Genomic DNA, 13595 nt, shown 5'->3' with positions numbered 1-13595 from the left:
ACATCCTATATAATCACTCTCGCTATCATCATTATTTGTTATTTATTACCTTCATTATCCCCTGTATTTGGAAACAACAGCCGGCCTTTTGGCCGGTTTTTTTTTGCCATTTGTGCGGTAATTTCGCGACGTCACAATCCCACTATTTACGTATCTTTTCGCTTATGCACAAAATTTCTTCATTAATTATTTATTTTACCCCGCGAATTAAAATCATTATTTTGTTTATTTAGCCGATTCCTTACAGAATAAAAGCACGATATGCTCAACATTTTGTTAATAGTCGATATTTAAATCATTAAATAAAAACAAGGTTTTGGTACGCTAATGATTAATTAACACACAGGCAGGGGCGCTTATTCTGGAGACATTGAGCAGTATAGTCAGTCCGCCTTCTCCCGATGTTTTTTGTCGACAGTTAGGCAAGAAGACCTTCAGGGATTCCGTTACTATAAGAGCAATCCCGCTGTGGCGAGCCAACAGGGTCGTTACACTGGCACATTTCGACTATCGAACCGCTCAAAAGGAATCGCATGCAACAACCGGACAAGCAAGACAACATCGCCAAAGCACAGATGCTGCTGGCAACCCGCCGTTTTCTCAAACTCGACGAGTGGCTGTTGTCACAAATGCGCGGTTGGCAAAATCAGAGCGAGGCCGACAACGCCTATGGTCTGATGATGCATCCTGATACTCTGTTTTCCAAGGAAGAAACGGCAGTCCAGCGTCTCGAAATTCTTGGGGACTGGCAGCAGCAGTACCCAACCAGCTACCACGCTCACTGTATGCTGGGCATGTTCTGGCATGAACAGGCTTGGGTTATCCGCAATGAACACGGGCCAGAGCACGAAGTCGAAGATTCACAGTGGCTCGGCGCTCAGTTGTGCTGTGACTACGCCGTTATCTCCTTTTTAAATGCCATTGCCTGTCACCCGCGTCCCACACACGCTTTTCGCCACATGATGAATCTAAGCGGCGGATTTGGAGAGCCTTATTGGCTGCGTGCTCTGTTCGCGGGTAAACAGCCAAAACCACTGCATGAGCAGTTCAACATCCAGGGCAGCCAAGTATGGCAACAGGGCGTTGCCTATCTCTATCAGATTGGCGTTGCACCCGTGACCCACTGGCCGCAGCAGCTTCCTGCCGCGCTGCAAAATACCCGTCGCCATGAAGAAGATGCGCTGGATTACTGGCTGCGCATGGCAATGTCTGTACGCCACAGCGACGTAGGCAGCATGGAATCTTATCTGCTGTTTCACTCGAGCTATTGGGGGGGAAACGATGAACGGCAAAACCAGATAATCGACGGCCCGCTTTGCGCCGAATTCAGCGACGAAGAGCGCAATCAGTTTAGGGCCAATGCACTGCTTGAGGCCCTAGGCGGTGATATCGCCGACCGTGACTCTCCTCGCGCCGCGCAGCTTCAGCAGCAGTTGGCCACTCTGCTGGCACAGCCTCTTGAGCCAGCCACACGCATAGCGTTACTCAATCTCGCCGGAACCTGTATTGCCTATTGGCAGGACGACGACCACGCGGGTCTGCAGGTGTATGCCGACCTTTTTGCCGTCTCACCGCAGGCGATGCCGGGTAAATTTGCCGCCTTATTTATTTCTCGCGCCGTGCTGGCCAATGAGCAGTCCATTGATCAACAACCCGAAGCCCTGTCAGTGCTGACGTCTCTGCTGATACGCGCCATCAACCGCGCTGATGATCCCTTACTCACCGCTTTTGCCGCCGCCGCCGTGCAGTATGGTCTTTACGGCCTGCCTCATGACCCGGATTTGAGCGAAGCGCTGATGGACCGCGCAGCGTCACTCATGCAGCAGCAGCACGTCATCGAAAGCGTCGGCAAAGACTTGTTAGTTCTGGCCCACGACATGGCCATTAATGACGACATTGAGGCCACACATTACCTGATGACTGAAATGGCACGCCGAGGCAGTGCTCTGCACAGCTATGAGCTGTTCTTTTTCTATCGTAATGCTTGGCATCAGGACGTTCCCGAGGCGTTGCACAATGACAGTAACGCGCTGGACTGCGTACTCAGCGCCGCTCGTTCAGGATTAGTTCCCGCCATGTTCAGCTGCGCCAACGCGCTGCGCGAAGGATTGGGCGGCGACGTCGACTACCAGCAGGCGATGCAGTGGTATCAGCGCGCCAGTGATGCGGGTCACGCCTCTGCCGACTACTGGCGCGCAAGCTGTGCGCTGGATTTAGGCTCAGAGGCAGAGAAACGCCAAGCGGTAGACATTTCTCTGCCAGCAATATTGGCTAATGTTGAACATCCCGAACGTTTTGAGGCCGCCTATACCCTCGGCATGGCGTGGATGCAAGGCATCGGCACCAAAAAGAACAAATACATCGCCTGGCAGTTGATGAACTTTGTGCTTGAGCTTAACCCTGAATCAGAACCAGCCCGACAGGCGGTGAATGAGCTTGAAGGGTCACTGCGCGCCCGCATGGGGCTGTGGCAGGACAAACGCAAGGTTGAAGGCGCCGACTTTACCGCGGCCTACCGTCAAAGTAGTGCACCTGCGTTACCGGACGAACAACCGGTGGCAGAAATCCGAGATTAAGACGACCGGTAATAACGCTACCTTGACGTTTCTGATACAATTCGCGGCCAGTTTTCGCTAAAACTGGCTTTTTTTACGTTAGAACGGGCTTTTTATGATTGAAAGACCGCCGTTTTTCGACAAGTATTCGTTATATCCTGTAAATGGATTTCATAAAACAATAAGAAGGGATTGACGAACGCATGCCTGCAGAATCTATGCTAAACCTCTCAGTGGCTCAAACTCGGCCGGGCACCGCGCAGCAGGTTGCCACCCGCATTATCTTCCTGCTTTCCGGCTTTGCCATCTCGGCATGGGCACCGTTGGTTCCGTTTGTAAAAATTCGCCTCGATATTAGTGACGGAACGTTGGGGTTACTGCTGCTATGCATTGGCGCAGGATCGACCTTTTCCATGCCTCTAACCGGCTATCTGACCGGAAAAATGGGCTGCAAGGCGGTTATCATACTTTCCACTGTCGTGCTCTGTCTGGACCTGCCACTGCTGACCCTGATGGATTCGACGGCTGGAATGGCATGGGCACTGCTGATTTTTGGCATGGCGATTGGTATGGTTGACGTGGCGATGAACGTGCACGCCGTGGTGGTTGAAAAAGCCAGCGGGCGCGCAATGATGTCAGGTTTTCACGGATTCTTTAGCATCGGCTGTATTTTGGGTGCGCTGGCGGTCAGTGGCATGCTTTCACTGGAACTGACGCCTTTTATTGCCACTCTGGTCGTCATTGCCTTGGTGCTGGTTTTGCTCGCCGGTATCAGCAAACATTTTTGGCATGACACCAAAAGTAAAAAAGGCGAACCGATGCTGGTTATGCCAAGAGGCTGGGTGATTTTTCTCGGGCTACTGTGCTTTGTCATGTTTTTAACCGAAGGCGCCATGCTCGACTGGAGCGCGCTGTTCCTGATCACTGAGCGCGGAATGAATCCGCATAATGCCGGTTTGGGCTATATTATTTTCGCGATTGCCATGACGATTGGACGTCTGTCGGGCGATAAAATCGTCAACTATTTTGGTCGTTTTAAAGTATTACTGATTGGTAGCCTGACTGCCTGCGCAGGACTGCTTCTGTCGGTGGGCGCAGATAGTCTGTATGCTGTGGCAGTCGGATTTATCATGGTCGGTTTGGGTGCCTCAAATTTGGTTCCAATTATGTTCAGCGCAGCAGGAAACCAAAGCACGATGCCTGCCAATCTGGCTATCGCTTCAGTAACCACGCTGGGTTACGCCGGAATACTGGCCGGTCCAGCACTGGTAGGATTTATTGCACAAGTGAGTAATCTGTCGATTGCATTGAGCTGCGTTGCGGCTCTGCTGCTGCTGGTTGCTGCCAGCGCGCGTGCTGTTACCCGCTAACTTAGGAAAAGCGTCACCATCATGCCAAGTAAATACTTATCGCTGACTTCGACCAACATCACGCGATTTTTTTGGATCTTCATTCTGCTGCTCGCAGTGGGACTGGGGCTCTACGGCTACAACTACACCAATGCCTACCTCAATGACAAGCTGCGCACGCTGCAATATACTGGCGATCGTCTGCAAAAACGTATCGATCACTACCGCTTTTTGACCTATAAAATTTACGATAACTATACGGGTCAACCGCTGGCGCAAATTCCGCAGAACGTGCAGGAAGTTAAACTTCGCCAGGACATGTTCTTCATTAACAAGCCGCATAAAAAAACCGATGCACTGATTTATGGCACCCACGATGCTGCGACCTTGGATTTAACGCTAAAAATTTCGAGTTTTCTTGACGAACAGTGGGGGTCTAAAAACCTGCCCTATTCGATGTATTATCTTAACGGCCAAGACAACAGCCTGATGCTGGTGACCACCCAACCGATGCAACAGCAGGACTCTCGCCTTAAAGAGAATTATTTTTACGCCGCACTGCAGGCGCGTCGCGCAGAGATGCTGCAGCAGGCAAACACGCTGGACGAGCGAGAGAGCTACTCCAATCTGCGCAAATCACGCAGCTCCAGCGACTACTTCTTCTCGCTGCGCACCACCTTTAACAATCCTGGCAATCTGGCGACGGTAATCGCCTTTGACCTGCCGATGAGCGATTTGATCCCGTCGAGCATGGCGCGCGACAATTTCCAAATCACCAGCAACAACGATACAGTTAACGAAGGCGATGCTCCGCAGGAGCCAAACGCAGGCAGCAGCATCTCTCTTGAGGGCTGGTCGGTGTTTATTAGCGTGCCGCTAAGCAACTCGCCTCTGAATCTTATCTACCGCGTGCCGGTCGTGCCGCTGATTGTCGATTTGGCGCATAACAACTTCTGGCTGATTCTGATCAACGTTGTCCTGCTGGCGATGGCCATGGCGGGCATCTATCTGATCCGTCATAAATACATTCGACCTAGCGAAAATCTGGCGCATCAGTTGCACACTCAACAGGCACTGAACCAGGAGATCATTTCCAACCTCTCCGTTGGCCTACTGATTTACAACTTCAGCAGCCACAGCGTAGTGGTAAGCAATAAAATTGCCGAGCAGCTATTGCCTCATCTCAGCCTCGACAAAATTGCCAATATGGCCGGAGAGCACCACGGCGTTATTCAGGCTACGGTCAATAACGAAGTGTATGAAATTCGCATGGTGCGCAGCCAGATAGCACCCGAGACGTTTCTTTTCTTGATGCACGATCAGGATAAAGAGGCGATGGTTAACAAAACACTGCAACAGGCTCGCCGCGAGCACGAGAAAAATCTGCAAGCGCGTAAGCTCATGCTGCACAATTTGGGAATTGAGCTCAATCAGCCGCTGATTGAACTGCACGCGTTGGTCGAAAAACTGACCTCGATGGAGGCCGATGACGAGCGTGAAAAAACCCATAAGTCGCTGCTCACAGAGTCTACAAGCGTACTGACGCTGATTGATAACATCACCATGCTCACGCGTCTTGAAACACAGGATTGGCAACCAACCCAGCAGCACTATTCGTTGGCAGCGCTGACCGACGAGTTGTTGCTTGAAGCATTACCGAAAATCAATCAGAAAGGACTGGTGCTGCTCAACCACTTCCAACCCAACCCACTGGATAATTACATCGGCGACCCGGTGGCGGTGAAGAAGATCCTCTCACTGCTGCTTGACTACGCCATAGTCTCGACCTCCCTGGGGAAAGTGACGCTAACCAGCGAGCAGGACCCTGAACATCCCGATCAGCTGCTTTTCCACATTACCGATACCGGCAGCGGCCTGTCGAAAGAGGAAATCAGCAATCTTAATTACCCGTTCCTCAGCCAAACGCTGGTAGACCGTTTTAATCACGGCTCGGGACTGACTTTTTACCTGTGCAACCAGTTATGTAAAAAGCTGGGCGGGCAGCTGGAAATACGCAGCAAAATTGACATCGGTACGCGCTATACAGTGCGGGTCAAGCAGACGTTTGAAGCTATTGATACTGAAGCAACCGATGAAAAATTGCTGGACGATGTCACGGTGCTGCTCGACATCACGGCGGATGAAGTACGCGGTATCGTGACGCGTATCATGAGTGCCTATGGCGCAATTTGTATTGTTGCCGACGAAAGGCAGCCAACCCGTGAATACGATGTATTATTAACCGATAACGCTCAGCACAGTGACAACTACACGCTGCTGCTGACCAGCGACGAGATGGGATTCCACAAACTTGAAAAAAGCTATATTCGCGTCAATTACAATATCGGCAGTGCGCTGATAGACGCGACCCTACTGTTAATTGAGCAGCAATTGCTGGAAGAAGAGGAATTTGAAGTCGCGTCTTCGTCCCTGGAATTCAGTCATGCTGGCACAACTAACGGTAATTTAGATTCCGGTACCGGCGACGATGAAATCGAAGCCTACGTGAAGCAGCTGCTGGCGAGTGACTATTACCCGCTATTTGTCGATACAGTACCGGAAGATATCGAGAAACTGTATAATGAAAATCAACGTCGTGATTTTACATCGCTTTCCCAGACCGCACATCGGCTCAAGGGAGTGTTCGCCATGCTTAACCTGACGCCGGGTAAGCAACTGTGTGAAAAATTAGAACAACATCTCGCCGAAGGTGAAGTGTTGATGATCTCAGACAATATTAATCAGATCGATTCTTTTGTCTCCAGACTGCTGCAGCAAGGTAGCTAATCACATGAACAATATGAACGTAATTATTGCCGACGACCATCCTATCGTCTTATTTGGGATCCGTAAGTCCCTTGAACAAATTGAGTGGGTTAACGTGGTGGGTGAGTTTGAAGACTCGACTGCGCTTATCAATAGCCTCAGCAAGCTTGATGCACATGTGCTGATAACCGACCTGTCGATGCCGGGTGATAAATACGGTGACGGTATTACGCTTATCAAATACATCAAGCGCCACTACCCGCAGCTGTCGATTATTGTGCTAACCATGAACAACAACCCGGCTATCCTCAGCTCGGTGCTGGACTTGGATATCGAAGGGATTGTGCTGAAACAGGGCGCGCCAACTGACCTACCAAAAGCACTGGCCGCATTGCAAAAGGGTAAGAAGTTTACCCCTGACAGCGTAGCCAAACTGCTCGAAAAAATCAGCGCCAACGGCTACGGTGACAAGCGTTTATCACCCAAAGAGAGTGAAGTACTGCGTCTCTTCGCCGAAGGCTTCCTGGTAACCGAGATTGCCCGCAAGCTGAACCGCAGCATCAAAACCATCAGCAGCCAGAAGAAATCAGCGATGATGAAACTGGGCGTTGAAAATGATATTGCCCTGCTCAACTACCTCTCATCCATCAGCAATACGCCGATCGATAAAGACTAGTTTTAGCCGCGCTTAATTAGCGGTGAGTTAAACGCTCAGGCAATAGAAATAAAAAAGCCGATAACAATCAAATGTTATCGGCTTTTTACTGCGCGTTAGCGCTGAGTCAATAGATTAAACGGCCAGCAGCTGCTGCGCAGTTTCATCCACCAGCGTCAGCAAGACAATGATGTCTTGCAGCGTCACGGTCGGATTTAGCAGTGTCACTTTCAGACAGGTCACGCCGTTAGACTCGGTCACGCCAACGTTGGCACGTCCAGACTCCAGCAACGCATCACCAATCTTCTGGTTTAACAATGCGATAGCCGCATCATCTGCGCCAGCCAACTGCAGTGGGCGAGAACGGAACAATACGCTGGCCAACTGCGGCTGCATCACCAGTTCCATGGAAGGCTGTTCGGTCACATAATGGGCAACCTGCTGAGCCAGCGTTACGCCATGGTCGATAATCTCGGCATATTGCTTCTGTCCCAACGCTTCCAGACCCATCCACAGTTTCAATGCATCGAAACGACGCGTGGTCTGTAGAGATTTGGATACCAGGTTGGGTACGCCCTGAGCTTCGTCAAACTCGGAGTTCAGGTACGCCGCCTGATAGCGCATCAGCTCGTAGTGACGGGCCTCTTTCAACAGGAAAGCACCACAGCTGATGGTCTGGAAGAACTGCTTATGGAAGTCCAGAGTGATGGAGTCCACCAGTTCAATGCCGTCCAGATAATCGCGATACTTCTCTGAAAGCAGCAGCGCGCCGCCCCAGGCCGCATCGACGTGTACCCAGATGTTGTGCTCTGCCGCCAGCGTGGCGATAGCGCGCAGTGGATCGATAGCGCCCGCATCGGTGGTACCGGCCGTCGCGACAATCGCCAAAATCTGCTCGCCGTTGGCCTGCGACAGGGCGATTTTTTCGGCCAGGTCGTTCAGGTCCATGCGCGCAAAGCGGTCAGTTTTGACCAGCGTTACGGACTGGTAGCCGAGGCCCATCAAAGCCATGTTCTTCTGCACCGAGAAGTGGGCATTTTCAGAACAGAATACTTTGATTTTTTTCAGGTCGCCAACCAAGCCGTCCTGCTGCACTGAGTGTCCCTGACGCGCAAAGAAGGCGTCACGTGCCAGCATCAGGCCCATCAGGTTGCTCTGGGTGCCTCCACTGGTGAACACGCCAGCATCGCCAGGCTGGTAACCCACCTGAGTACGCAGCCATTCGACGAGCTTCATCTCAATGATGGTGGCTGACGGGCTTTGGTCCCAGGAGTCCATGCTCTGGTTAGTGGCGTTGATCAGCACTTCTGCAGCCTGGCTTATGACCAGACTTGGGCAGTGTAAGTGTGCGACGCACTGTGGGTGATGCACCGACAGGCTGTCTTTTAAAAAATACTCAATCGCACGTTCAATAGCGGCCTGGTTACCCAGGCCCTGAGGATTGAAGTCCAGCGTGATGCGTTCGCGCAGTTCAGCAACGGTTTTACCCTGATACATCTCGGGCTGCTGCAACCACTGCACAACGGCTTCACTACTCTGGGCGATCGCCTGCTGGTATGCCTCGGTGCTTTGCGAGGAGGCTGCCAGAATCGGGTTTAACTTGGACATCTCGGTCAATCGCTCCATTTAGACAGGTTTGACGCCGGCTGCTAACAGCGCCTGCTCAAATTTGTCCAGGAAAATACCCAACTCGTCGTTGGTAATCAGCAACGAAGGCAACAGGCGAAGAACGCAACCATTGCGTCCGCCGCGCTCAAGGATCAGCCCTGCTTCGAAACACTTCTTCTGCAGCAGTGCAGACAGTTGACCGTCGGCCGGGTAGCAACCCATGTGATCCTGCGCTTCTTCAGGTTTCACAATTTCGATGCCGATCATCAGACCCGGACCACGAATGTTACCCATCACCGGATAACGTTTCTGCAGCTCGGTCAGTTTGCCAGTCAACCACTCACCCTGAGCGGCAACTTTATCGGCAATCTTATTGTCTTTGAGGTGTTGCAGTGTCGTCAGGCCGGTTGCCATAGCCAGTTGGTTACCCCGGAAGGTACCGGTGTGATGACCTGGTTCCCAGGCGTCAAACTGCTTCTTGATACCCAGAACAGCAAGTGGCAAACCACCGCCCACGGCTTTAGACATTACGATAATGTCTGGCTCGATGCCCGCGTGTTCAAAGGCAAAGAATTTACCGGTACGGCAGAATCCAGCCTGAACTTCGTCGAGGATCAGCAGAATGCCGTGTTCCTGAGTCACTTTACGAATGCGTTGCAGCCACTCGACAGGCGCTTGGTTTACACCGCCCTCGCCCTGAACAGCTTCGAGGATCACGGCAGCAGGTTTGCGGACGCCGCTTTCAACGTCGTTGATCAGGTTTTCGAAATAGTAGGTCAATGCTTTAACGCCAGCGTCGCCGCCAATGCCCAGCGGGCAACGGTAAACGTGCGGATAAGGCATAAACTGCACTTCTGGCATCATGCCGTTCACTGCTTCTTTCGGTGACAGATTGCCTGTTACCGCCAGTGCGCCGTGCGTCATGCCATGATAGCCGCCGGAGAAGCTTATCACGCTAGAACGGCCAGTGTGTTTTTTAGCCAACTTCAGTGCAGCTTCAACTGCATCGGCGCCGGAAGGACCGGTGAACTGCAGGCAGTACTCTTTACCCTGACCTGGCAGCAAAGAAAGCAGGTAAGCTGAAAACTCATCTTTCAACGGCGTCGTCAGATCAAGCGTATGTAACGGCAAGCCGCTAGTAATGACATTTTGGATGCTTTGCAATACGTCAGGATGATTGTGCCCAAGAGCCAGCGTTCCCGCACCGGCCAGGCAATCAAGATATTGATTATTCTCAACGTCGGTGATCCAAACGCCGAGCGCTTTAGCAATGGCTAACGGCAGCTTGCGTGGATAACTCCTAACATTCGATTCAAATTCAGCTTGGCGCGCCAAATAGGTTTCATTGTTTCCATTAAATGAATTAGCACCTAAAGTATCAATACGGACTTTATCCGTCATCATATCTCTCCTACAACCGGGGTTATCGCTAACGTCCCGATTGAATCATTGAATTAAAAAAAAGGCTGTGAAAAAGCGCGGCCAATATATGGCTTTTTAGGTCCCAGCTCAATGATTAATTTTGTTTAGATATGTTTATGGTTTTCTCATACGAATCAATATGTTGTTGATTTAGTGACCGTTCATACCGCTGAGGGTTTACTGAGGGGGTATTTATAGGGCAAAAAAAATCCTCCCGCGACAGTAAGTTGCCGCAGGAAGCACCAAAATTCAGGAAATTTCACGTGCTACAGTTTCGGATTAAACTGATTTTAGTGGTGAATGATTTAGGCGTTTTCTGCGCACCTGCTGGCTGTAATAGTTCAGCGTTTTGCGCAGTTGTTCAAGCGTTACCGGCTTGGAGAGACAGTTGTCCATGCCCGCCTCAAGGCAGAGTTGCTTCTGCTCGGCCAGCGCATTGGCCGTTACACCGATAACCGGCAGCGTGTAATCGAGCTCGCGCAGTCGTTTGGTCAGGCCGTAGCCGTCGAGATTTGGCATGTTAACGTCGCTGAGAACGATATCAATCGGGTGTACTTTCATGGCTTCAAGCGCGTCGAGACCGTCATTGGCGGTGACAACCAGATAACCCATCGAACCTAATTGGTCCGCCAGCAGTCGGCGGTTGATGGGATGATCATCAACGACCAGCAGATTAATATCGCCGTTATCCTGCGACTCTCCGACTTCAGGCAGCATCGCCAAACTATTTTCGCTCACGTCGTTCAGACGATAAATGCGATTAAGTAGCAAGGTAATCTCCAGCGGCGTTGAAGTGCTGTGGATCCAGTAACCAGGGCTACTTTCCTGCGGCGGACCAATGTGGTCAATTGAGAATTCGATTTGCGCACAGAGTGCACCGCGATGAATAAGCGGCGAATCGGTAATCAATACGTCTTCAATACGGCTTTCATCTTCAGGCTTCCAGCGCTGTACGTCGGCACCGTGATGATGTAAAAGCTGCATCAAATAGTTCTCGAGATAACCGTTGCGGATATTGACCCACAGCCGTTTTCCGGCCCAAAACGCCAGTGGCGGCGGTGCCGGATGTTTTTGCCCGTATAGCGGCAGGCGCACAGTGAACGCGCTGCCCAACCCCGGTTCTGAATCAACTGAAATATCGCCATCCATCAGATTGATCAGCTTTTCGCAAATTGCCAGCCCCAAGCCTGTGCCTTGGAAATGCCGCTGCACCCCGCTCCCAACCTGGAAGAAGGGGTCAAACAGGCGAGTAATTTCCTTACCGGGAATGCCAACGCCGGTGTCACGGATCATAAATTGCAGATAATTTCCGCAGGTACGTGCGTGCAGTATGATGCAGCCGGTATCGGTAAATTTAATCGCATTATTGAGAATGTTGGACAGCACCTGCTGTAGGCGTACCGGATCGCCAACAAAAATCTCTGGCACGTTGTGTTCAATGAAGCAGTAAAGCCCAAGATGCTTTTTAACCACCAGCGGCAAATAGTTGCCGGCAACGTGGGTTATCACTTCACGACATGAGAACTCCTGCGGCTCGATTTTAAGCTGCTCGGACTCTATTTTCGAGAAGTCGAGAATATCGCTGATAATTTTGAGCAGCAACGCCGACGAGTTATTCATCGCCGTTACCAAACGATCGACACCCTGCGGCAGCCCCTGAGTCTGCAGTAAATCGAGGTTACCGATAATGCCGTACAGCGGCGTACGCAACTCGTGGCTGACCGTCGCCAGGAACATTGACTTAGATTGGCTCGCCTGCTCGGCCGCATTGGCCATTTCCTGCAAAGACTCTTCCATCTTGACGCGTGCACTGACGTCAATCAGCACGCAAATAGCTACGTCTTCGTTGCGATAGCGCGAGTGTACAAAGCTAAGCTGTATATTGTTGTTATCACGCGTAATAATATCCATAAACCGCGTTTGCTGGTCACAGATGATGCGGGTGATTCGCTGCCTGTCTTCGTGCGTCAGCATCGAAATATAATTATGCGCCAGCTCGTTACTGAGGATATTGACCCCGTCGCTGATGCGCAGAATAGAAATACCCACCGGCGCCGAGGCGACAATTTTATGGTTAAACTGCTCGTGTTCCTCGAGGCGGAAGGCATTCTCTTCAGCGGGAAGAAACATTTTTCGCTCAAACAGCCACGCCAGCACAAACAGCAGCAACGCAGAGAAAAGGTTCAGCAGTACTGCATTAAGGATTAGGATCTTAAAACGTTCAATGATGGTTTTGAACGGCAGGGAATAAACGATGCTCATCGAAGACGGCGGCAACGGCTTTTTATAAATTAAGTCATTATAACTGTTCATGTAGCCGAAATAGCTTTTACCGGCGGGATAGCGATCAAGTGTCGATATATCACGATCGCCATCGGAAAAACTCATTAACGGCATATCATCGGCATCAAGCAGCGTGACGCCTGTGTGCGAAGTGCCGGAGGCGGTTAAATCGTCGAGACGCAGGGTTTGCTGGACGCCCATCAGTGCTTCGAGCTTATTGCCAACATAAATTGGCGTAAGCACATAAAGATTGCCCTGATCTTTATTCGAGCCCGCTTCTACCCAGTACTGACTTTTGTCTTTGTCCTGACTTTTGCTGTTGCGATATTTGATAATTTTATCGTGCAGCGTCTTGAGCACGTTTTCACGCTCGATAGGCGTGGTGTTGGCAATGAGACCAAAATCGACCAGGCAAAGATTCTCACCACCGATGTAGAACACCCTCTTCAGGTCATAATCATCGGAGAAGTTATCTTTCCAATACTGGATCATATTGCCCAGCGAGGTCAAAGCATTGTGATTACTTTCAGTAATTTGTGAGCAGTCTGAGTCGCTAAAAGGTGAATGATAGGAAGGAGTGACATTTTTGGTACTCAGCACGCCGTTGATGATGTCCAGACCGTTCATCGAGTCGCCAAGGCGTTTCTCAGCCATCGCCTTTACGCTGCGCACAATATCTGCAGTATTTCTGACGTAACTTTGGGCCTGATTGTAGCTGAGGTTGTCCTCTTCGCGGATTTCAGACTCTTTATTATGGAATATATTCAGTACGTAGAAAGTCGTCAGCAAAGCGCCGAGCGACCAAAGCATGATAGCCAGTACCCTGAACAGGTAACGGGAGATTCTTAACGTTGTTCGAAACGAAGTTAAATACTTCAAGCGGCTACCATATCTATCACGTAAAAACGTATAAAAAAACAAGGGCACAATATGTCGCCATATTATGCCCTTTATTAT

7 protein-coding genes are annotated in these 13595 nt (G+C 50.8%); 4 read left to right on the top strand and 3 right to left on the bottom strand.

Translation table 11 applies throughout. The features are described 5' to 3' along the window. Nucleotides 1-533: 533 nt before the first annotated feature. The 4 genes from BS639_RS16940 (at nucleotide 534) to rcsB (ending at nucleotide 7346) form a co-directional block, all read left to right on the top strand. On the top strand, nucleotides 534-2576 hold the full coding sequence (locus BS639_RS16940) for a DUF4034 domain-containing protein (protein ID WP_084983689.1): 2043 nt from the start codon (nucleotides 534-536) through the stop codon (nucleotides 2574-2576). Nucleotides 2577-2758: 182 nt separating this feature from the next. Beyond that, entirely contained in the window at nucleotides 2759-3925 is a 1167-nt protein-coding gene (locus BS639_RS16935; RefSeq protein WP_055779069.1) for an MFS transporter, read from the top strand. A gap of 21 nt (nucleotides 3926-3946) precedes the next feature. Beyond that, nucleotides 3947-6691, top strand: a complete 2745-nt coding sequence (gene rcsD, locus BS639_RS16930; RefSeq protein WP_084983688.1) for a phosphotransferase RcsD — start codon at nucleotides 3947-3949, stop codon at nucleotides 6689-6691. Between the two features lie 4 nt (nucleotides 6692-6695). Beyond that, on the top strand, nucleotides 6696-7346 hold the full coding sequence (gene rcsB, locus BS639_RS16925) for a response regulator transcription factor RcsB (protein WP_055779076.1): 651 nt from the start codon (nucleotides 6696-6698) through the stop codon (nucleotides 7344-7346). A gap of 114 nt (nucleotides 7347-7460) precedes the next feature. Here rcsB and BS639_RS16920 read toward each other — a convergent pair whose 3' ends face one another. From BS639_RS16920 to rcsC, 3 genes are all read right to left on the bottom strand, one after another. Beyond that, nucleotides 7461-8933 (bottom strand): pyridoxal phosphate-dependent decarboxylase family protein, encoded by a 1473-nt coding sequence (locus BS639_RS16920; RefSeq protein WP_084983691.1) that lies wholly within the window; start codon nucleotides 8931-8933, stop codon nucleotides 7461-7463. Between the two features lie 18 nt (nucleotides 8934-8951). Then, a complete protein-coding gene (locus BS639_RS16915; RefSeq protein WP_055779081.1) occupies nucleotides 8952-10334 on the bottom strand; it encodes a diaminobutyrate--2-oxoglutarate transaminase in 1383 nt (460 codons plus the stop codon). 300 nt (nucleotides 10335-10634) lie between these two features. Further along, the gene (gene rcsC, locus BS639_RS16910) at nucleotides 10635-13517 is read right to left on the bottom strand and encodes a two-component system sensor histidine kinase RcsC (RefSeq protein WP_084983690.1); all 2883 of its coding nucleotides are present in this window, start codon (nucleotides 13515-13517) and stop codon (nucleotides 10635-10637) included. Nucleotides 13518-13595: the final 78 nt, after the last annotated feature.

This window comes from Rouxiella silvae (genome assembly GCF_002093625.1).
Classification (GTDB): Bacteria; Pseudomonadota; Gammaproteobacteria; order Enterobacterales; family Enterobacteriaceae; genus Rouxiella; species Rouxiella silvae.
This window is presented reverse-complemented; position numbering and strand designations above follow the sequence as displayed.